We start from the raw sequence: 20,316 nt of genomic DNA on the forward strand, positions 1-20,316 counted from the left end.
GGCTCATCCACGGTTGTAGCCGGAGGGAGAACGGGCGACGCCGCCACGCCTCTTGCCGGGTGGCCACCCGGCAAGAGGCTCAGTCGCTTCTTTCGCACAAAATCATCAATGTGCAGATACAAGGGACGGGGGGTGGCGACCGGCTGGAAAACCCTAGTCCCGCATCCTGAGTTCGTCCGTCTGCATCTGCAGCGAGCCCAGCGTTTCCAGGAAGCTCATGCCGAGCAGGCTCTGGTCCAGCCTGCCGTCTTCCGCCACGCTCGCGGCCACGTTGCTGCGCACGATCGGGCCGATCGCCACCTGATCCAGCGTGACGGGGGCGGCGCGGGCGCGGCCGTTGGCGGTCATCACGCTCATGGAATAGGTGAGTTGCTTCGGGTCAATGCCGATGCGCAGCGCGTCGGCATGGGAGAGCGCCACCATGCTTGCGCCGGTATCGACGAGCATGGGCACCGACTGGCCGTTGACGGAGACTTCCGCCTCGAAATGGCCGTTCAGCATCTTGTGGACGATGACTTCCTGCCCGCCTTCGCTCGTGGTGACGATCACCGCTCGGCCGGGCACAAGGCCGGCAAGCAGCCGGTTGCCGACGGCCATCGCGTCGTAGCGGTAGAGATAGGCGGTGGCGAGCGCCAGGATGATGACCAGCCAGATCAGGAACTGGCGCATCGTCTCGCCGATATTGCGGCGGCTGCCCCAGATGCCGGCGGCCAGCATCAGGGCGATCGGCAGCAGGTAGACGAAGCGGCCGAAATCGTCGCTCTCCAGGCCCATGATGCGGCTCTGGTCGCTGTTGAAGAGCAGGACGGCAAGGCCGATAAGGATGACGGCAAGCAGCAGGACGAGGCGCATCAGCCGGCCGCCTCCAGCGTCTTTGCCTGTTCGGGAGCAGGCGCGGCGAGGCGCGCCGGCAGGCTTGCCATGATGCGTTTACGCTCTTCATCCGAAAAGCGCATCCAGCCGGCGATTTCTTCCGTTGTGCGGCCGCATCCGGTGCAGAGACCGGTCAGGGGATCCAGAAAGCATACGCGGATGCAGGGTGTTCGCATGGGCGATATATCGGGATTTCAGAGAGCCATGGCAAGGGCGCAGAAACCCGCGACCTCGCAAATCTGCTGGTTGGCGCCGAGCGTGTCGCCGGTGTGGCCGGCAAGCCTGCGGCGGATGAACCAGGTGAAGAAAAGCGTCGAGAAACCGGTGGCAAGCAGGGCCGAGACGAAAGGCAGCAGGCCGAGCGCCGGCCAGACGAGAATGGCGGTGATGAAGCCCGCCGCCACAAGGGCGACCTGCATCGTCACTTCCGCGGGCCTGCCGGCCGAAGCCGCAAGCCCGTCCGGCTTTGCGGCGGGCAGGCGCTGCCAGTGCCAGGCGATCGCGCCGCGGCTCAGCGCCGCGACGGCCGGAATGGCAAGGGCGGCGGCAAAGGGCGAGGCTTCGCGGGCGATGGCGGCGAGCGCCGCTGCCCTCAGCGCGAAGGACAGGATGAGGGCGATCGCGCCATAGCTGCCGATGCGGCTGTCCTTCATGATGAGGAGGCTCTGCTCGCGCGTCTTGCCGCCGCCGATGCCGTCGGCGGTGTCGGCGAGCCCGTCCTCGTGCAGCGCCCCGGTCAGGATCGTCTGAACGGCGAGCGCCACGAGCGCCGCCATCAGCCGGTCGGCGCGCAGGGCAAGCATGACGAAGAAGACGAGCGCGGGCAGGGCGCCGATGGCAAGACCGGCCAGCGGAAAGACCCGCACGAGCCGGCCGAGCTTGCCGTCATAACCGGCAAAGAGCCAGGGCGGCATGGGAATGCGGCTGAGAAAGGCCACGGCGCGCGCCGCATCGACGACGATGTCTTTTATCACTGTCTGCGATCCCCCGTCTCTCCGGCGGCCCGTTCGTCTTCCTGCGGCTTTTGGCGTTGCTTGCTTTTTGACATTGTTCGCCGTGGCCGGTCGCTTTAAGAGAGTCGCCACGCAAGGAACCCGATTTGCCGGGAAAAGACAAGAAGACAAGGAAAGCCATTCAGATGAGCGTTTCAGGCCTGCCGTTCGACGATTTTCGCGCCCTTCTCCGCGACCTGCCGGGACCGGACGCCCGCGCGCTGGTGGCGGCCCGCGAACGCGACGCGCAGCTGACCAAGCCGCCGGGCGCGCTCGGGCGGCTCGAGGAAATCGCCTTCTGGCTTGCCGCCTGGAGCGGCCGCGCGCCCGCTGTCAACCGGCCGCTGGTGGCGATCTTCGCCGGCAACCACGGCGTCGTGCGCCAGGGCATCACGCCTTTCCCGCCGGAAGTGACGCAGCAGATGGTGGAGAATTTCGCAGCCGGCGGAGCAGCGATCAACCAGATCTGCGTTGCCAACGATCTCGGCCTCAAGGTCTTCGATCTGGCGCTCGACTATCCGACCGGCGACATCACCCAGGAGCCGGCGCTCTCCGAGCGCGACTGCGCCGCCACCATGGCCTTCGGCATGGAGGCGATCGCCGGCGGCACGGACCTGCTCTGCATCGGCGAAATGGGCATCGGCAACACGACGATCGCGGCCGCCATCAACTACGCGCTTTACGGCGGCACCGCGCGCGACTGGGTCGGCCCCGGCACGGGTTCGGAAGGCGAGATGCTGGAGCGCAAGATCGATGCGGTCGAGCGCGCCGTCGCGCTCCACAGCGACCATCTGAACGATCCGCTCGAAATCATGCGCCGGCTCGGCGGCCGCGAGATCGCGGCGATGGCGGGCGCCATTCTCGCCGCCCGCATGGAGCGCATCCCCGTCCTGATCGACGGTTATACGGCAACGGCGGCCGGCGCGATTCTCAGGGCCGTCAATCCGTCGGCGCTCGACCATTGCCTGATCGGCCATGTCTCGGCCGAACCGGGGCATCTGCGCTCCATCGAACAGCTCGGCAAGACGCCGCTTCTGGCGCTCGGCATGCGGCTCGGCGAAGGCACGGGTGCTGCCCTTGCCGCCGGCATCGTCAAGGCGGCGGCGGCCTGCCATTCCGGCATGGCGACCTTCGCCCAGGCCGGCGTTTCGGGAAAACATTGATCCGGCGACCGATGGGGCAACCGGCGAGCGGCCTGCGCCTTGCTTGCGCGCAGGCCGGGGAAACGGTATCTGCGTAGTCGCTTATAAATCAAAGCCGGCGGCAAGACCGGCCCGGAGGAGGCGAGGCGCCCTTGACGAAACCTGCCGTGACCAAGGAAACGGGATTTCGCCATTTCGTGGCGGCCGCCGGCTATTCCTGGGCGGGCTTTCTGCGGGTCGTCAGGGAATCGGCCTTCCGGCAGGAACTCGGCTTCTTCGCGGCGGCGCTGGCCGTGCTCTTCCTCATCGGCGCGGACGCCACCGAATTCGTCGTCACGACGGTGCTTTTCCTCGGGCTCTTTTCCATCGAGGCGATGAATACGGCGGTCGAGGAAGTGATCGACCGGATCTCGCCGGAGATTTCCATCGTCGGCAAACATGCCAAGGATCTCGGCTCCTTTGCCGTCACCTGCATGATCGCCGCCTGCTGCCTCTATCTCGGCTTCGTCATCTGCAGGCATCTCTTTTTCTAAAGATGCCTAGGCGAAGCTCTTGCGCTTCTTGGCGACGGGCTGGGCTTCTTCCACCGCCGGGATGGTCTGCAGCACGCGCTTGGCGGGCAGGATGGCGATGACTTCGGTGCCTTCGCGCAGCTTGGATTTCAGGATGAACTGGCCGTCATGCTTGGCAAGGATCGCCTGCACGATCGGCAGGCCGAGGCCGGTGCCCTGTTCGGCGCTCTTGATGGCGATCGAGCCCTGGCCGAAGGCCGACAGTACGACCGGGATTTCCTCCTCGGGAATGCCGGGGCCGTTGTCGCGGATGGAGATGTACTGGCCGCCGCCGGCCGTCCACCCAACCTTGACGTTTATTTCTCCACCTTGAGGTGTGAATTTTACGGCATTGGAAAGAAGATTGAGAACGACCTGGCGCATGGACTTTTCATCGGCCCAGATCGCCGGAAGCTGGCGCTCTACCTGGTCGGTAATGGAGATGTTCTTGGCGCGCGCGCGCAGCTGCACCATTCCGATGCAGTCTTCGGTAATGTCGAGCAGCGAGATCGCCTCTTCGCTGAGCTCGTAGCGACCGGCTTCGATACGCGAGAGATCGAGGATTTCGTTGATGAGATCGAGCAGATGCTGGCCGGAGCGATGGATGTCGTCGGCATATTCCTTGTAGGTCGGGTTGGCGAGCGGCCCCATGACCTCCGCCGACATGACTTCGGAGAAGCCGAGAATCGCGTTCAGCGGCGTGCGCAGCTCGTGCGACATGGAGGCGAGGAAGCGCGACTTGGCGAGGTTTGCCTCCTCGGCGCGGCGGCGGGCCTCGTCCGACATGGATTTGGCCACTTCGAGTTCGGCGATCAGATCGTCCTTTTCCGACTGGAAGGAGAGGATTTTCAGGCTGGACTGGAAGAGCCGGTCGCTGATGTAATTGAAGAAGACGACCGTGGTGGTGAAGACGCCGGCCAGCGAAAGTTCCAGAATATCGCGCGACAGGCCGCTCTTTGCGGCAAGCGCCACGACGGCGGGGGCAAAGCCGACGATCACGGCGGGCGTCAGCATGAAATTCGACATGGTCGTGACCGACAGGGCGATCAGCAGCGTGGCGCCCTTATAGAGCGTGAAGCTCGAAGGTTCGCAGGCCGAACAGCCCTGCAGGGCGAAGATCGCCCAGCAGCAGCCGATCAGGAACTGGCCGGCCAGCAGAAGATTGCGCCAGCGGCGCACGGTTTCGGCGGCGATTTCCTGTTTGCGGGCGTGGCGGGCCAGAAGAATGTTGACGGCGTGGCAGGTGAGCGTCAGCAGCGCCCAGAAAAACAGGCTCGCATCCTCGATGAAATAGGTGCCGAGGGCCGCCACGATGATGACGAAGAGCGGCATGATCGCCGCGCCCTGCAGCACGGCGGCGACATACATCTGCAGCATGTCGCGATCGAAGGCGGAGCTGGAGGCGTGGCCCGACTGCAGGCGTTCGCGCGTCTGCCGCACGGCCTTGGAAACCGCCTTGTTGCGGTGGCCGCGCGATTTGTCGACAATGATCTTGTCGGTTGATGTGCTGACGCCGGTACTCATGTGCACGTTGAAACTTGTCCTGCAGATGAATAAGAGCTTAACCGGAAATTCTTAAGAAGATGTTTGCCATCTTTGCCAAGGGTTTGTTTTGCAAGGAGGCAAAAGCGTGGCACGGCTTCTTGTGTTGACCCGGGACGGTGCAACCGCGCTGGCTTTTCTTGTTCTCGTTGCATTAATTGCGGCAAAGCTCGGCGACAGGCCCGATATTCGGCATCAGGGCGCCTTTCGCGCCGCCGACGGCGACAGCCTGGTTCTCGACGGCCAGCGCCTGCGGCTCAAGGGCATAGACGCGCCGGAACTGTCGCAGACCTGCGAGCGCCAGGGGCAGGAATGGGGCTGCGGCCGGCAGGCGCGACGGGCGCTGCAGGAACTGGTTTCGCAGCCCGGCACGCAATGCGGCGGCAACGAGCGCGACCGTTACGACCGGCTGCTCGTCACCTGCCACAATGATGCCGGCAATATTAACGCGCGCATGGTGGCCTCCGGCATGGCGGTTTCCTATGGCGGCTACGCGCGCGAGGAAGAGCAGGCGAGGGCGGGCAGGCTCGGGCTCTGGGCCGGCCGTTTCGACATGCCGCGCGACGTCAGGGACGAGGCCCGGCACGGAAAGTCCGGCCTGCAGCGGCTGATCGGCGGATGGACGGGATGGCAATGACGGCGGTATCGGGCGAGGACGGGCTGGACGGGCTGCGGGCCGAGATATCGGCCTGCCGGATCTGTCGCGATGCGCCGCTGCGCGGCATCGCGGACCGGCTGCCGCACGAGCCGCGCCCGGTTGCCGTGCTCTCCGCGCGCGCCCGCGTGCTGATCGCCGGCCAGGCGCCGGGGCTTCGCGTGCACGAAAGCGGCCTGCCGTTCGACGACGCTTCCGGCGACCGGCTGCGGCAGTGGCTGGATGTGGACCGGCCGACCTTCTACGACCGGGACCGATTCGCGATCGTGCCGATGGGATTCTGCTTTCCGGGCTACGATGCCAAGGGCAGCGACCTGCCGCCGCGGCGCGAATGCGCGCCGGCCTGGCGGGAGCGGGCAATCTCGGCCATGCCGCAGATCGAGCTGGTGCTGGCTGTCGGCTCCTATGCGCAGGCCTGGCACATGGGCGCGTCACGACGCGAAAGCATGACGGAGACGGTGCGGAACTGGCGCGACGGTCTCGCCAAACAGGGCAGACCTGCCGTTCTGCCGCTGCCGCATCCGAGCTGGCGTAATACGGGCTGGATCAGGCGCAACGGCTGGTTCGAGGAAGAACTGCTTCCGGAGCTGCGCCGGCGAATCAAAATGCTTGCCTTCTGAAACAAAATTCTTTTCGTCGGCCGGAATCGCGCTATACAAAGAAAATAATTCGAAAGGGACTTATTTTCGCATGGATCGCCTCGACCGAAAGATACTGCGCCTGCTTCAGGAAGATTCGACGCTCGCCGTTGCCGACCTTGCCAAGAAGGTCGGGCTTTCGACGACGCCCTGCTGGCGGCGCATCCAGAAGATGGAAGAGGACGGCGTCATCAAGCGCCGCGTGGCCATCCTCGATCCGGAAAAGGTCAACACCAAGGTCACGGTTTTCGTGTCGATCCGCACCGCGACCCATTCCATCGAGTGGCTGCGCCGATTCTCCGAGGTCGTTGCGGAATTCCCCGAGGTGGTCGAATTCTACCGCATGAGCGGCGACGTGGACTATCTGCTGCGCGTCGTCGTGCCCGACATCGCCGCCTATGACGCCTTCTACAAGCGCATGATCGCCAAGATCGAGATTCGCGACGTCTCCTCGGCCTTCGCGATGGAGCAGATCAAATATTCGACGCAGCTGCCGCTCGACTACATGATTCTCGAAAACGCCAAGTCCAACGAGGACTGAGCGGGCAGGGCCTGCGGCAAGGCATCGACGGTTGCAAACGGGCGCGAGCGAATCGCGCCCGTTTGCGTAAGGAGAAGTTCATCCGTGATTTCTCGGAGTGCGGCGCGCCGCAGCTGCCACTTGACGGCGGCGCGAAACCTTTCCAAATTGTAATTTTCCTGTCATGGAACTGTGCGAAGCCACGCACGTCATGAACAGGCCCCGACGTTGGGAGGCACGGGGGCCGATTCGTGCGGGTGGTCCGGGGGAACTGGAACACTTTTGTAATGTCCGTGCAGCGCAATATCGCGCTTCGCACGAATTTTTTGAGCCTTTGGCAAAACGTTTAAGCGATGCCAGAGCGCGAGTCTTTGGTTGTTTCCACAACACAAAGTAGGCCCCAAATCGATTTATGGTCGCTTTCTGCACCATTAGGTTCGATTTCAGGACACCATGTTCTAATCTCCTATCTTTATATGATGCTTAGCCGGCGCTAATGTCCGGCTGCTTCGCGAGATCGTTCGAGCTTTCTGCTCCGGTTTCGCGGCGCTTTGGGAGGATCGTTTCAGCCGCCTGCGATAGCCACTGGCTACCGCGGCGGCATTCGTGCGTTAATCATCCAACTCCTTGAAATTGTTGTATAAAAACCACGCCCCATGCAGAAAGCATGTGCATGCCGTGCGATGGCGCCGTTCACGAATTGATACAATTTGATGTCTGTGGGATGAACGTTCGGCGGTTCGATCGATCCGCACGCCGTGAGGCTGTTCAAACGGGTCGGCTTTGGATCTTCGGAAACAGAGTAAAGCCCCGATCGACAAAGGAGTGGAATTCTACAATGAACATCAAGATGGTATTGCTTGCGTCGGCAGCAGCATTTGCTGCATCGACCCCGGTACTCGCAGCAGACGCAATCGTTGCTGCAGAGCCGGAGCCGGTTGAGTACGTTCGCGTCTGCGACGCTTACGGCACCGGCTACTTCTACATCCCGGGCACGGAAACCTGCCTGAAGATCGAAGGCTACATCCGTTTCCAGGTTGACGTTGGTCCGGGCGAAAGCGGCGACGCCGACTGGAATGCCAAGACCCGCGGTCAGGTTCAGTTCACCGCCAAGAGCGACACCGAATACGGCCCGCTCACCGGCGTAATCGTTCTCCAGGCCAATGCCGACAACGCAACGGACCAGGAAACGATCCTCGACTCGGCTTACCTCGACGTCGCAGGCTTCCGCGCTGGTCTCTTCTACTCCTGGTGGGACGATGGTCTCTCCGGCGAAACGGACGACATCGGCTCCGTCGTAACGCTGCATAACTCCATCCGTTATCAGTACGAAACCGGTTCCTTCTACGCTGGCCTCAGCGTCGACGAACTGGAAGACGGCGTCTTCAAGGCTGACGAAGATCCGAACAACGTCGGCGTTGCCTTCGGCATCGGCGGCACGGCTGGCGCCTTCAGCTACCAGGTCACCGGCGGCTACGACTTCGACAACGAAGACGGCGCTATCCGCGCTATGGGTACGGCTGAACTCGGCCCGGGCACGCTCGGCCTCGCAGCTGTCTACTCCAGCGGCCCGAACTCCTACTACTCGTCGGCTGAATGGGCAGTTGCTGCCGAATACGCCATCAAGGCAACTGACAAGCTGAAGATCACTCCGGCTGTTCAGTACTACGGCAACTACTTCGGCGGCTCCAAGGCTGTTCCGGATGACTTCGACGGTCTCGGCGATGCCTGGAAGGTCGGTCTGACGGTTGACTACCAGATCGTTGACAACTTCTACGCCAAGGCTTCCGTCCAGTACCTGGATCCGGAAGATGGCGACGACGTCACGACCGGTTACTTCCGTCTGCAGCGCTCGTTCTAATCTGAGCGACGGAACCCCCGGCCTCGTGCCGGGGGTCTCCTAACCCCATGAGTTTCTGATCAGAATGACCTCCGATCAGTAACGAGGGACTGGTCCGGTTTTCCCTGCTGGGCCAGTCCTTTGCAGTTGAAAGCCGGTGGGAAGCCAGAAGCGCCGCCACGCTTGCCGGTTTCGTTTCGTCGGTTGGTTTTCCCGACGTCGAGCAGATTTAGAAATTATCAGCCTATTCGTTGCTTCTGATCGATCGCGCCCCGTTTTATCGCGCGACATACACGTTTTCATTGTGCGAATGCATCCGGCAAGCCAACCGTTCGGATAGGTTTTAGCCTGCGCGAATCGATGCCAATAATGTGACTGTAACGTGACAGGTCGCCGCTATAAGCATTTCAGAGGCTGGCAATCATTACTACTCTCGGGTAGGTTTCCTTAATGGACGATCTTAACGACTACTTCTATTTCGCCGCCGTCGTCTCCAGCGGTGGATTCGCTTCCGCAAGCCGAACCCTGAAAATACCGAGGTCCAAGCTGAGCAGGCGCGTCAGCCGGCTGGAGGATTGCCTTGGCGCAAGGCTGATCGAGCGGTCCACGCGCCATTTCCGGGTGACGGAGATCGGCCAGGCCTTCTACGAGCAGTGCCAGACGATCCTGCGGGAGGCCGATCGCGCCAAGTCGATCGTCACGGAGGCGCAGTCCGATCCGCAGGGCATCGTGCGCATGGGCTGCCCGCTCGGCCTCATCGATATTTCGCTCGGCGCCGTGCTGCCGGAATTCCTGGAGCGCTATCCCAAGATCAAGCTGCAGATCATCGGCTCGGACCGGCGCACGGATCTCATCAACGAGCGCATCGATGTCGAGGTGCGCGCGGCAAGCGAGCCGGAAACGCAGACCAGCCTGACGATGCGCAAGCTCGACCGGGCGCGGCGCATCCTCGTCGCCAGCCCGTCGCTGATCGAGCGCATGGGCGCGCTCGATTGCGTCGACGATCTCGGCAATGCGCCGACCCTCGCCATGACCACCTGGATGTCCTTCCATACCTGGGAACTGGTGGGGCCGGACGGCGAGAAGAAGGTCGTGCGCCACCAGCCGCGGCTCACCTGCCGCAGCATGACGGCGATCCTGGATGCGGCGCGTGCCGGCGTGGGCTACGGGCTCATCCTCGAAAACGCCTGCGCGCAGGATCTCCAGTCCGGCCGGCTGGTGCGCGTGCTGCCGGAATGGCAGACGGTGGAGAGCCAGTTCTATCTCGTCTTCACCACGACCAAGGGCATGCCGCCGGCGGTGCGGGCGCTGATCGATTTCCTCGTCGAGAAATCCAAGCAGAACCAGATCGTCACGACCGGGGCCGCGATCGCGGCCCAGTAGGGCCGGTTCAGCGGAGCCGGGCGAGCAGCTTTTCGCCGGTCAGCTCTTTAACGGCATCCTTGCCGATCCAGCGGGCGGTCCTGTCGGCGCCCGCGGCAAGGCGTTCGGCAAGCGCAAGGGCAGGGCGATGGCAGGTGGCGTTGCGCTTGCCGATGTTGCGCAGCGCCCAGCTGACGGCCTTGCGCACGAAGTTTCGGCCGTCGGTGGCATGGGCTTCGATCAGCGGCAGATAGGCGAGCAGGCTTTCGTCCAGGTCCTGCTTGCGGTGCACGGCCGCCCCGGCGATCATGGCAAAGGCGGTGCGCCTGACGAATTCCCGCTCGTCTGCGGCAAAGTCCGCAATCAGCGCGTCGAGGCCGGCCCCGACGAAGAGGTCGGCGGCGCAATCGACAATTTCCCAGGAGTTGAAGCCGGCGGCCAGTTCACGCGCCTCGGCCGCCGTCAGCTCTTTCGGCTCGAACGTATAGAGCGCCAGCATGCGCGCCTCGCGGATGCCGCTTGCCCAGAGCGCCCTTGCCCTGGCCTGGTCCTTGCCGGCGAGCCGGGCGATCTTCTGCAGGTCGGGATTGGAAATGCCGATGGCGCCTTCGGTGGCGATGCCGAAACGCGCCATGCCGGCAATATTGTCTTCAGAGCGCAGCGTGCGCAGATGCGCAATCAGGTCCGCCGCGCTCGAAGAGGGGCCGATCATTTCTCAAGTCGCGCAAGCAGCGAGGACGTGTCCCACCGGTTGCCGCCGAGCGCCTGAACGTCGCCGTAGAACTGGTCGACCAGGGCCGTCAGCGGCAGTCTCGCGCCGTTGCGCTGCGCCTCGGAGAGCACGATGCCGAGATCCTTGCGCATCCAGTCGACGGCAAAGCCGAAATCGTATTTGCCCTGGTTCATGGTCTTGTGGCGGTTTTCCATCTGCCAGGAGCCGGCCGCCCCCTTGGAGATGACGTCGACAACCTTTTCGATGTCGAGGCCGGCGCGCTTGCCGAAATGCACGGCTTCGGCAAGGCCCTGGACGATACCGGCGATGCAGATCTGGTTCATCATCTTGGTGAGCTGGCCGGAACCGGCAGGTCCCATCAGGCCGACCATGCGGGCATAGGCGTCGATGACGGGGCGGGCCTTTTCGAACACGGCTTCGTCACCGCCGCACATGACCGTCAGCACGCCGTTTTCGGCGCCCGCCTGACCGCCGGAAACGGGGGCGTCGATGAAATCCACGCCTTTGGCCCTGGCGGCCGCATAAAGCTCGCGGGCGACTTCGGCGCTCGCCGTCGTATTGTCGATCAGCACCGAGCCCGGCTTCATGGTCTTCAGCACGCCGTCCTCACCGGTCGTGACCTGCCTCAGATCGTCGTCATTGCCGACGCAGACGAAGACGAAATCGCAGCCATCGGCGGCCTGCGCCGGGGTGGGGGCTGCCTTGCCGGCGAATTTTTCCGCCCAGGCGGCGGCCTTTGCGGCCGTGCGATTGTAGACGGTGACATCGTGGCCGCCCTTTGTCTTCAAATGTCCCGCCATCGGGAAACCCATGACGCCGAGACCGATGAAAGCGACTTTCGCCATATGCTGTCCTCCATAACCGCTTGCAAACAGGGTCAGAGGATTAGCCGAAACGGGAGGCGGCGGAAAGCCACGAAGGCGGGCCGGACGGCCGCGCCTGGAACAAAATTTCTCCGGGCCGGACAAAACGGGGTCGGGAAAGTTTCAGATCTCGCTGATATGATAAAATTAATTGTCGATCTAGTTTATAGACTAAATCATCATCAACCCCATCGAAACGGAGCGGCCGGCGCGGCAGGAGCGCCTGGCCGCAGGAAAGGGGACAGAGATGATTACACGTCGACAGACACTGGGGCTCTTGGCAGCCGGCGCCGCCACCGTGGCTCTGCCGTCCGTCAGGCCGGCGCGGGCGGCGGCGACGGAATTGCGCATCGGCTGGCAGAAGAACGGCGTGCTGGCGCTTGCCAAGCGTCGCGGGGCGCTGGAAAAGCGGCTTGCCGACCAGGGCCTTACGGTGAGCTGGTCGGAATTCACGTCAGGACCGCCGCTGCTGGAAGCGCTTGGCGCCGGCGCGCTGGATTTCGGCGCCACGGGCGACGTGCCGCCGCTCTTTGCGCAGGCGGCGGGCGGGGCGCTCTATTATGTCGGCATCTATCGCGGCAGCCCGGCGGGCTCGGCCATCCTCGTGCGCAAGGATTCGCCGATCAGGACGCTGGAGGACCTGAAGGGCAGGAAGGTCGCCTTCAAGCGCGGCTCCAGCGCCCATAACGTAACGGTAAAGGTCTTGCGCAAGGCGGGGCTGACGCTGGATGACGTGCAGCCGCTCGATCTTGCGCCCCCGGATGCGGCCGCCGCCTTCAAGAACGGCAGCATCGATGCGTGGTCGATCTGGGATCCCTATCTCGCCATCGCGGAGGCCGATCCCGATACGCGCATCCTGACGACGGCGGAAGGCATCGTCGATTCCTACAGCTATTTCCTCGCCAACAAGGATTTCACCGACGAGAACGGCACCGTCATCGTCAACGTGCTGGACGAGCTCGCCAAGGTCGGCCGCTCGGCGCAGGACAATCTCGACGAGACGGTCAAGGAGCTTTCGGAAATCACCGGCGTTCCGGCCGACGTGACGCGGGTGACGCTGACGCGCCCCGGTGCCGATCTCGGCAGCGTCTCGACGGTGACGGATGCGGCGGCCAGCTATCAGCAGGCGCTCGCCGACGAATTCTACAATCTCGGCATCGTGCCGAAGAAGCTTGCGACGGGCGATATCGTCTGGCGCCCGAAGGCGACCTGACCGGCGCCGTCGTTTGCCCTGGTGCCGGGGCAGGGCCTGGGGACCGCGGCATGGGAACGTGCCCATGCCGCGGGTCCCGGCAAAATTATTCTCCAGATCGAGCCGGAATAGCAAATTGATATTGTCGATATAATTAGTAGTCTATGTCACGATATCGGCAGGCTCCAAGGCAGCTGATTTCAGATATCCATAAAAAGGAATGCGTCCATGACCGCTTCATCCGACCCGATCAATTTCCTCTGGTTCATCCCGACATCGGGAGACGGCACCTATCTCGGTTCCACCGATCTCAACCGCGCCCCGGAAATCGGCTATCTCTCGCAGATCGCGCAGGCCGTGGACCGTCTCGGCTATTCCGGCGTGCTGCTGCCGACGGGCGTGGCCTGCGAGGAATCCTTCGTCATGGCTTCGGCGCTCGCCGCCAGGACCGAGAGGCTGCAGTTCCTGGTGGCGATCCGCCCCGGCACGGCATCTCCGGCCTATTATGCCCGCCTTGCCACGACGCTGGACCGCATTTCCAACGGCCGCCTGCTGCTCAACATCGTCGTCGGCGGCAGCCCGGCCGAGCTTGCCGGCGACGGCATCCACCTGGAGCATGACGAGCGCTACGCCCATGCCGACGAGTTCTTCCATGTCTTCGAGGAACTGCTGGAAAAGGGTGTGGCGAGCTACGACGGCAAATATATCAAGGCGACCGAGGCCCGCCTCGGCTTTCCCTCGGTGCAGACGCCGCGCCCGCCGCTCTATTTCGGCGGCTCCTCGGATGCCGGCATCGATTTTGCCGTCGGCCGCGTCGACAAATACCTGACCTGGGGCGAACCGCCGGCGCAGGTTGCCGAAAAGGTGCAGAAGGTACGTGCGGCCGCCGCCGCCAAGGGCCGCGAGGTCTCCTTCGGCATCCGCCTGCATTTCATCGTGCGCGAAACGGACGAGGAAGCGTGGGACGCCGCCGACCGGCTGATCCGTCATCTCGACGACGACACGATTCGTGAGGCGCAGGAGCGTTTCGTCAAGGAATCCGACTCCGTCGGCCAGAAGCGCATGGCCGCCCTGCACGGCGGCCGCCGCGACAAGCTCGAAGTGTCGCCGAACCTCTGGGCCGGTATCGGCCTGGTGCGCGCCGGCGCGGGCACCGCGCTCGTCGGCTCGCCGAAAACGGTTGCCGCGCGCCTGCGCGAATATCAGGAGATCGGCATCGATACGGTGATCGGCTCCGGCTATCCGCATCTGGAAGAGGCCTATCGCGTCGCCGAACTGCTCTTCCCGGAACTCGGCATCACGCGGGACGAACAGCGGCTCAGCTTCAACAACGAGTTCGGTCGCAAGAAGGTTTTTGCCGGCGGCAGCCATGGCGGCAACCTGAAGGTCGTTTCCGGCTCCTGATCGGGGCCGGTTTCCAACGCGATTCCGGCCGGACACCGCGCCGTCTTTCCGGAATTGCCCTGAAGCCAAGCGCGAGGAAATATCCATGTCGACATTCGATACGCCGTTCGCACGGGCCGGCGCCGCCACCGGCAAGACGCGAGCAGACGGGGGCAGGGCAGGTTTGCGCCTGCCGCTGCCCGGCCGTGACAGGCTCTTGCCCTATCTGGTGCCGGTTGCGATCGTCGCGCTCTGGCAGATCGGATCGTCGCTCGGCTGGATTTCCTCGCGCATCATGCCGTCGCCGGCCGATGTCGCGGCCGCCTTCTGGACGACGACCGTCTCGGGGCAGCTGCCTGAAGACGTGCTGGTCAGCGCCGCGCGCGCCTTTGCCGGCCTCATCGTCGGCGGCTCCCTCGGCTTCCTGCTCGGCATTGCCAATGGCGTGTCGAAGCTGTCGGAGCAGCTGACGGACACGACCCTGCAGATGCTGCGCACCATCCCGCATCTGGCGATGATCCCGCTCGTCATCCTCTGGTTCGGCATCGGCGAGGAATCGAAACTGTTCCTCACCTCGCTCGGCGTGCTCTTTCCCGTCTATCTCAACACCTATCATGGCGTGCGCAATGTCGACCGCGACCTGGTCGAGATGGGCAGGGTCTACGGCATGGGCGGCTGGACCTTGTTCCGCAAGGTCATCTTCCCCGGCGCGCTGCCGTCGATCTTCGTCGGCCTGCGCTATGCGCTGGGGATCATGTGGCTGACGCTCATCGTGTCGGAATCGATCGCCGCATCCTCCGGCATCGGCCATATGGCCAACAATGCCCGCGAATTCATGATGACCGATGTCGTGGTGCTGGCGCTCGTCATCTATGCGGTGCTCGGCAAGCTTGCCGATGTCGTCGCCCGTGCGCTCGAGCGGCAGACGCTCAAGTGGAACCCGGCTTACGCCAAATAGGAGCCGATGCCATGACCCTCGTCACGCATGAACGTTTCCATCCGGCCGATACGGCCGAACATGGCGCGCATCGGCCGGCCGCCGCCGCAACCGGGGCTGCGGCCATCACGCTCTCCGGCCTCGAAAAGAGCTTCGGCGCCAACCGGGTGCTGCGCGGCATCAACCTGCATATTCCGGCCGGCCAGTTCGTTGCCGTCATCGGCAAGAGCGGCTGCGGCAAGAGCACGCTGCTGCGCATCCTGATGGGCCTCGACGAGCCGACGGGCGGCGATCTGCGCTTCGAGGGCGCCGATGGCTCCGAGACCGGCGCCAATGCCCGCATCGTCTTCCAGGAGCCGCGGCTTCTGCCTTGGCTCAGCGTCGCCGACAATGTCGCCGTCGGCCTCGGCGAGGGCATCGAGAAGAGGCGGGCGCGGGAAGAGGCGAAAGCCGTGCTTGCCGAGGTCCAGCTTGCCGAAAAGGCCGGCGAATGGCCCTCGCGCCTTTCCGGCGGCCAGCGCCAGCGCGTGGCGCTTGCCCGCGCACTCGTCAGCAGGCCCGGCATCCTGGCGCTGGACGAACCGCTCGGCGCGCTCGACGCCTTGACCCGCATCAGCATGCAGCAATTGCTGAACCGCGTGTGGCGCGAACTCGGCTGCACGACGGTGCTGGTCACGCATGACGTCAGCGAGGCCGTGCATCTTGCCGACCGGGTGATCGTGCTGGAGGAGGGCCGCATCGCGCTCGATCTCGCCATTCCCTTTCCGCATCCCCGCCGCCACGGCAATCCCGATCTGGCGGAGCTGGAAGGGCGGCTGCTGTCCGCCATCCTCGGCGGCGATGGCGGGCACTAGAACATTTCCGGCGAAAACGGAGTCGCCTTCAATGCTCCAGCCTATTGTTTTTGCTGCAATTCCTGGCGCAAAACCGGTTCCCGCTTTTGCTGGAATTGCTTCAGGCTGCGAGTGCCTGTTTCTGCGCGCGACGCTGTGCCGGCGCAGGGAGGTCCTCAGCCGTTGTAGCGCGCCGTCACCAGATGGCCGGGGCTTGGCTGGCCTTCCTGCATGCGCACGTTGATCTCCATGATTTCCAGCAGTTCGAAACCGGTGGCGGCAAGGCGCTCGCGGATATAGGCCTCGCTGTGGATGAAGCGCTGGTGCGGGCCGACCATGTAGGGGCGGCCTTCCGCCAGCTTTTCCGGCAGGCTTTCGGAGGAGAAGATGAAAATGCCGCCGGGATTCATGTTTTCGGCGGCGCCGAAGAACAGCGGCTCCAGCGCGCCGAGATAGGGCAGCACGTCGGTCGCGGTGATGAGGTCGAAGGGATCTTCCTCGTTGTCGTCGAGGAAATCCTCGACCTCGGCGACGAAGAGCGTCTCGTAGATTTCCTTCTCGTCGGCGATGACGACCATGTTTTCGGAAATATCGATGCCGACCATCTCGTCGCAGAGGTCGTTCAGCGCGCTGCCGGTCAGGCCGGTGCCGCAGCCGAGATCGAGCATGCGCTTGAAGGGGCCGAGCTTCAGGTCCTGCAGGCGCTGGCGCACGAGCATCGGCACATGGTAGCCGAGCTGCTCCACCAGCACGTCCTCGAAGACCTCGGCATGCTGGTCGAAGAGGGTTTCGACATAGGCGTCCGGCGCACGGACGGGCGTTTCGCCGCGCCCCATGGAGGCGATGCGGACGGCCGCGCCGCCGTGATCGTCGGGATCGATTGCCAGGACTTCCTGGTAGGCTTCGACGGCCGCGTCGATATCGCCGGCCTTTTCAAGCGCAAGAGCGCGGTTATAGGCTTCCGCGAGAGCCTCTTCGTCGATCTTCTTTTTGTTCATGCGGGCGTTGTAGAGCCCGCAGCTTACCATCGCAACCGCAATTTCAGTGCAATATGAATTCGCCCTTAAGGGAGCGCCACTCCGTTGCCGAAATGAGCCTGCGGTGGGTATAGCGCACCGAATGCAGCGGCCCGTCCAGTTTTTCCTGCCAGAACTTCAGGAAACTGCGCATTTCCGGAAAGTCCGGGGCGAGGTCGTAGTCCTGCCAGATATAGGTCTGGAGAAAGGCCGGGTGATCCGGCATGCGGTAAAGGATCTGGGCCGTCGTCAGGCCGTAACCCTTGAGTTGCTTTTCCATGTCCTTGTGCATTTGTCTCGCTTCTTCTCGTTCCCACTCCGCGCTAGTCAGCGCCACGTGATATGAGATCACGCGGTGGTTAACCGAAGCTTGACAGATTGCAGGCAAAAGAGCTATTTGTTTTTGATTTCAATGACTTGGCAGCAGTCACAGGAGAGTGCTGCCAAATCTCCTCAGCGCTTCAGGTGGCGCGTCAGGCGGCGCTCGATCCAGTTCCAGAGGTGGCGCAGCGCTTCCACGATGGCGAGGTAGAAGATCGCCGCCCACAGATAGGTCTGGTAATCGAAGGTGCGCGAGAAGGCGTAGCGCGTCTCGCCCATCAGGTCGAGGACGGTGATGATGGCGACGACGGCCGAGCCCTTGATGAGCAGGATGATCTCGTTGCCGTAGGGGCGCAGCGCCACGATCAGGGCCTGCGGCAGGACGATCTTCCAGAAGGCGATGTTCTTGTGGATGCCGAGGGCGGCTGCGGCTTCATGCTGGCCGTAGGGCACGCTCTGGATTGCGCCGCGCAGGATTTCGGCCTGATAGGCGGCGGTGTTGATGGTCATGGCAAAGACGCCGCAATACCAGGCATCGCGGAAGAACCACCAGATGCCGACGGCTTCCAGCTGCGGGCGGAACACGCCGAGGCCGTAATAGACCAGGAAGAGCTGGGCCAGCAGCGGCGTGCCGCGGAAGAAATAGATATAGGCGTAGGCGAGCCAGTTCAGCAGCCGGTTCTTCGACAGGCGCGCCATGGCGAGCGGCAGCGACAGGACGGCGCCGAAGACGACGGAGAGGAAGACGATGCTCAGCGTCACCCACAATCCGTGCAGGTAGCGCGGCCCGTAGCGTGTGAACTTCTCCGGATCCCAGCCGGCAATGACGGTGTAGACCAGAAGGGCTGCGAGCAGCGCCCAGAAGGCGACGAGAATATAGCCGCCGACGCGCGCTCCGGTAACGGGCCTTGCGACCGCGCGGGGCGCCGGCTGCGGCGGGATCAATGTTTCGGCGTAGCTCATCGGCGGACCTCCGAGCGCTTGGCCCAGCGGTCGATATAGACGAGCAGGAAGGAGGAGAGGATGGCGAGCACCAGATAGAGACAGCAGGCAATGCCGTAAAAGAAGAAGGGTTCCTTGGTCACGCGCACGGCCACGCTCGTCTGGCGCAGGATATCGGCAAGGCTGATGATCGAAACGTAGGACGTGTCCTTCAGCAGCACCATCCAGAGATTCGTCAGGCCCGGCAGCGCAATGCGGATCAATTGCGGCAGGATGATGAGGCGCAGCGTGCGGCCGCGATGCAGGCCGAGCGCGTCTCCCGCCTCGTATTGCCCCTTGGGGATGGCGCGGAAGGCCGACAGCAGCACTTCCGAGCAATAGGCGGAAAAGACCACCGAAAGCGCGATCACGCCGGCCAGGAAGGCGTTGATTTCAACCGGCGGGCCGTCATAGCCGGCGAGATCCAGCAGGTACTGGATGAGGATCTGCATGCCGTAATAGATGATGAACAGCGTCAGAAGCTCGGGCAGGCCGCGGAAGATCGTGGTGTAGATGCCGGCTGCCAGCCGCAGCGATTTTTCCTCCGACTGCTGGCCGAGCGCCACGAGGAAGCCGATGACGAGGCCGATCGGCAGGGTGACGAGCGCCACCGAAACCGTGACCTGCAGGCCGAGCGCGATCTCGTCGCCCCAGCCGGCATCGCCGCAGGAAAGGATCGTCGAGGGTGCCAGCCAGGTGAAGATGCCGACGGGTCCGCAGAGCGGGTCGAAAATGTGCACAAGTGCGCTCCAGAAGGAGCCGAGCGCGGAAAACAATCCGCCCATGCCAGAAGTCCCCTCACGGCTTTTGCCGTTTTGATCTTGTCACCTTTGTCAAACAAAAATGGCGGAAGAGCAAGCCTTCCGCCATTTCCTTCATCGGCCAGATAGCGAATTTATCATTCGCCGTAAACGTCGAAATCGAAGTACTTTTCCTGGATCTTCTTGTATTCGCCGCTGGCGCGGATCGCGGCGATCGCCGTGTTGAGCTTTTCCTTCAGCGGATCGCCCTTGCGGATGGCGATGCCTGCGCCTTCGCCGTTGATTTCCTTGTCGACCGGCAGGGTCGTCAGGATCTTGCAGCAGGAGCCGGCGTCGGACTTGACCCATTCGGAGAGAACGACGACGTCGTCGATGACGGCATCGACACGGCCGCTGGAAACGTCGAGCTTGTATTCGTCAGCCGTCGGGTAGAGCTTCAGCTCGGTATCGGCGAGGTGCTTCTCGGCGTAGTTGGCGTGCGTCGTGGACGTCTGCGCGCCGATCACCTTGCCCTTGAGGCCGGCAACGTCGGTGATCTTGGAGTCCTTCGGCACGGCGATTGCCGGCGGGGTGTTGTAGTATTTGTTGGAGAAGTCGACGAGCTTCAGGCGCTCGGGCGTGATCGACATGGAGGAGACGATCATGTCGAACTTCTTGGCGTTGAGCGCCGGGATGATGCCGTCCCAGTCGGTCGATACGAAGGAGCATTCGGCCTTCATCTCGGCGCAGAGTGCCTTGGCGATATCGATGTCGAAGCCCTGAATGGTGCCACTGGCGTCGACGAATTCGAACGGCGGGTAGGTCGAGTCCGTGCCGATCACGTATTTTTCGCCGTCGGCAAGGGCCGATCCGGCAAACAGGGACATTGCCGCGAGCGAGGCTGCAGCAAGGAGCTTGGTGGAAATGCGCATGAGGATCCTCTCTGTTGGTGTCGCCGGGTCTTTTTGTTGTTCGCCGGCGGCCGCACACTTCGACGGTGCCACCACCGTCTTGCGGCGATAATCAAACCTTTTTTCGCAAAATTGCAACAGGAATCCCCGCGCAGTTGTGCGTCGCAACCGGCCGCATAGATGAACAGGGGCCGTCCGGCATGTTCAGCTAAGGTTAATCCCGTTCTTCCTAGCGTCAGGAACAAATCCGCATTTTAGCGATTTGTGCTTCGTTTGGTGCACAAAAAGCCG

At 63.3% G+C, this 20,316-nt stretch carries 22 protein-coding genes; 11 read left to right on the plus strand and 11 right to left on the minus strand.

Annotated elements, in window-relative coordinates; genetic code table 11:
* Positions 1 to 153: 153 nt before the first annotated feature.
* Genes ACFPWW_RS11335 through ACFPWW_RS11345 form a run of 3 tightly spaced genes read right to left on the minus strand, consistent with a single transcriptional unit; the run spans position 154 to position 1,847 of the window.
* On the minus strand, positions 154 to 852 hold the full coding sequence (locus ACFPWW_RS11335; RefSeq protein WP_377311691.1) for a TIGR02281 family clan AA aspartic protease: 699 nt from the start codon (positions 850 to 852) through the stop codon (positions 154 to 156).
* On the minus strand, positions 852 to 1,049 hold the full coding sequence (locus tag ACFPWW_RS11340) for a DUF1289 domain-containing protein (RefSeq protein ID WP_377311692.1): 198 nt from the start codon (positions 1,047 to 1,049) through the stop codon (positions 852 to 854). Before ACFPWW_RS11340 ends, ACFPWW_RS11335 begins: the two co-directional genes overlap by 1 nt.
* A gap of 18 nt (positions 1,050 to 1,067) precedes the next feature.
* A complete protein-coding gene (locus tag ACFPWW_RS11345; protein WP_112573685.1) occupies positions 1,068 to 1,847 on the minus strand; it encodes an adenosylcobinamide-GDP ribazoletransferase in 780 nt (259 codons plus the stop codon).
* Between the two features lie 164 nt (positions 1,848 to 2,011).
* Here ACFPWW_RS11345 and cobT point away from each other — a divergent pair, with 164 nt between their 5' ends.
* Positions 2,012 to 3,028 (plus strand): nicotinate-nucleotide--dimethylbenzimidazole phosphoribosyltransferase, encoded by a 1,017-nt coding sequence (gene cobT, locus ACFPWW_RS11350; protein WP_112706306.1) that lies wholly within the window; start codon positions 2,012 to 2,014, stop codon positions 3,026 to 3,028.
* A gap of 131 nt (positions 3,029 to 3,159) precedes the next feature.
* Positions 3,160 to 3,540 (plus strand): diacylglycerol kinase, encoded by a 381-nt coding sequence (locus ACFPWW_RS11355; RefSeq protein ID WP_112755004.1) that lies wholly within the window; start codon positions 3,160 to 3,162, stop codon positions 3,538 to 3,540.
* Between the two features lie 6 nt (positions 3,541 to 3,546).
* Here the strand turns inward: ACFPWW_RS11355 and ACFPWW_RS11360 are convergent, their stop codons facing one another.
* Positions 3,547 to 5,082, minus strand: coding sequence for a sensor histidine kinase (locus tag ACFPWW_RS11360; protein WP_112755006.1), 1,536 nt, complete (start codon positions 5,080 to 5,082; stop codon positions 3,547 to 3,549).
* A gap of 106 nt (positions 5,083 to 5,188) precedes the next feature.
* Here ACFPWW_RS11360 and ACFPWW_RS11365 point away from each other — a divergent pair, with 106 nt between their 5' ends.
* The 5 genes from ACFPWW_RS11365 (at position 5,189) to ACFPWW_RS11385 (ending at position 10,136) form a co-directional block, all read left to right on the plus strand.
* A complete protein-coding gene (locus ACFPWW_RS11365; protein WP_377311693.1) occupies positions 5,189 to 5,737 on the plus strand; it encodes a thermonuclease family protein in 549 nt (182 codons plus the stop codon).
* The gene (locus ACFPWW_RS11370; protein WP_377311702.1) at positions 5,734 to 6,375 is read left to right on the plus strand and encodes a uracil-DNA glycosylase family protein; all 642 of its coding nucleotides are present in this window, start codon (positions 5,734 to 5,736) and stop codon (positions 6,373 to 6,375) included. The genes ACFPWW_RS11365 and ACFPWW_RS11370 overlap by 4 nt, the downstream gene beginning before the upstream one ends.
* A 70-nt stretch (positions 6,376 to 6,445) precedes the next feature.
* Positions 6,446 to 6,934: an Lrp/AsnC family transcriptional regulator gene (locus tag ACFPWW_RS11375; protein WP_004678404.1), complete on the plus strand. Its 489-nt coding sequence runs from the start codon at positions 6,446 to 6,448 to the stop codon at positions 6,932 to 6,934.
* A gap of 817 nt (positions 6,935 to 7,751) precedes the next feature.
* Complete coding sequence (locus tag ACFPWW_RS11380; RefSeq protein WP_377311694.1) at positions 7,752 to 8,774, plus strand: porin; 1,023 nt, start codon at positions 7,752 to 7,754, stop codon at positions 8,772 to 8,774.
* A 429-nt stretch (positions 8,775 to 9,203) separates the two neighbouring features.
* Positions 9,204 to 10,136: a LysR substrate-binding domain-containing protein gene (locus ACFPWW_RS11385; protein WP_112573649.1), complete on the plus strand. Its 933-nt coding sequence runs from the start codon at positions 9,204 to 9,206 to the stop codon at positions 10,134 to 10,136.
* Positions 10,137 to 10,143: 7 nt separating this feature from the next.
* Here the strand turns inward: ACFPWW_RS11385 and ACFPWW_RS11390 are convergent, their stop codons facing one another.
* Together ACFPWW_RS11390 and ACFPWW_RS11395 are read right to left on the minus strand one after the other, a co-directional pair.
* Positions 10,144 to 10,827: a DNA alkylation repair protein gene (locus ACFPWW_RS11390; RefSeq protein WP_377311695.1), complete on the minus strand. Its 684-nt coding sequence runs from the start codon at positions 10,825 to 10,827 to the stop codon at positions 10,144 to 10,146.
* Complete coding sequence (locus ACFPWW_RS11395; RefSeq protein ID WP_377311696.1) at positions 10,824 to 11,693, minus strand: NAD(P)-dependent oxidoreductase; 870 nt, start codon at positions 11,691 to 11,693, stop codon at positions 10,824 to 10,826. Before ACFPWW_RS11395 ends, ACFPWW_RS11390 begins: the two co-directional genes overlap by 4 nt.
* Before the next feature lie 265 nt (positions 11,694 to 11,958).
* On the opposite strand from ACFPWW_RS11395, the gene ACFPWW_RS11400 reads away from it, so the two are divergent.
* The 4 genes from ACFPWW_RS11400 to ACFPWW_RS11415 all read left to right on the plus strand — a co-directional run bounded on the left by ACFPWW_RS11400 (position 11,959) and on the right by ACFPWW_RS11415 (position 16,077).
* On the plus strand, positions 11,959 to 12,924 hold the full coding sequence (locus ACFPWW_RS11400; RefSeq protein WP_113414120.1) for an aliphatic sulfonate ABC transporter substrate-binding protein: 966 nt from the start codon (positions 11,959 to 11,961) through the stop codon (positions 12,922 to 12,924).
* Between the two features lie 207 nt (positions 12,925 to 13,131).
* The gene (gene ssuD / locus ACFPWW_RS11405) at positions 13,132 to 14,307 is read left to right on the plus strand and encodes an FMNH2-dependent alkanesulfonate monooxygenase (RefSeq protein WP_112573642.1); all 1,176 of its coding nucleotides are present in this window, start codon (positions 13,132 to 13,134) and stop codon (positions 14,305 to 14,307) included.
* Positions 14,308 to 14,392: 85 nt separating this feature from the next.
* Entirely contained in the window at positions 14,393 to 15,244 is an 852-nt protein-coding gene (gene ssuC, locus ACFPWW_RS11410; RefSeq protein WP_112759284.1) for an aliphatic sulfonate ABC transporter permease SsuC, read from the plus strand.
* 11 nt (positions 15,245 to 15,255) lie between these two features.
* Positions 15,256 to 16,077, plus strand: coding sequence for an ABC transporter ATP-binding protein (locus tag ACFPWW_RS11415; RefSeq protein ID WP_112759285.1), 822 nt, complete (start codon positions 15,256 to 15,258; stop codon positions 16,075 to 16,077).
* Between the two features lie 155 nt (positions 16,078 to 16,232).
* Here the strand turns inward: ACFPWW_RS11415 and ACFPWW_RS11420 are convergent, their stop codons facing one another.
* The 5 genes from ACFPWW_RS11420 to ACFPWW_RS11440 form a co-directional block, all read right to left on the minus strand.
* Positions 16,233 to 17,054, minus strand: a complete 822-nt coding sequence (locus ACFPWW_RS11420) for a methyltransferase (protein WP_112759312.1) — start codon at positions 17,052 to 17,054, stop codon at positions 16,233 to 16,235.
* Positions 17,055 to 17,097: 43 nt separating this feature from the next.
* Positions 17,098 to 17,364, minus strand: a complete 267-nt coding sequence (locus ACFPWW_RS11425; protein WP_112573636.1) for an usg protein — start codon at positions 17,362 to 17,364, stop codon at positions 17,098 to 17,100.
* A 161-nt stretch (positions 17,365 to 17,525) separates the two neighbouring features.
* Complete coding sequence (locus ACFPWW_RS11430) at positions 17,526 to 18,356, minus strand: ABC transporter permease (RefSeq protein ID WP_112573634.1); 831 nt, start codon at positions 18,354 to 18,356, stop codon at positions 17,526 to 17,528.
* The gene (locus ACFPWW_RS11435; RefSeq protein ID WP_112573632.1) at positions 18,353 to 19,159 is read right to left on the minus strand and encodes an ABC transporter permease; all 807 of its coding nucleotides are present in this window, start codon (positions 19,157 to 19,159) and stop codon (positions 18,353 to 18,355) included. Before ACFPWW_RS11435 ends, ACFPWW_RS11430 begins: the two co-directional genes overlap by 4 nt.
* Before the next feature lie 113 nt (positions 19,160 to 19,272).
* Positions 19,273 to 20,046 (minus strand): transporter substrate-binding domain-containing protein, encoded by a 774-nt coding sequence (locus ACFPWW_RS11440; RefSeq protein ID WP_112573630.1) that lies wholly within the window; start codon positions 20,044 to 20,046, stop codon positions 19,273 to 19,275.
* Positions 20,047 to 20,316 lie beyond the last annotated feature (270 nt).

This window comes from Rhizobium sp. GCM10022189, from assembly GCF_042656325.1.
Classification (GTDB): Bacteria; Pseudomonadota; Alphaproteobacteria; order Rhizobiales; family Rhizobiaceae; genus Rhizobium.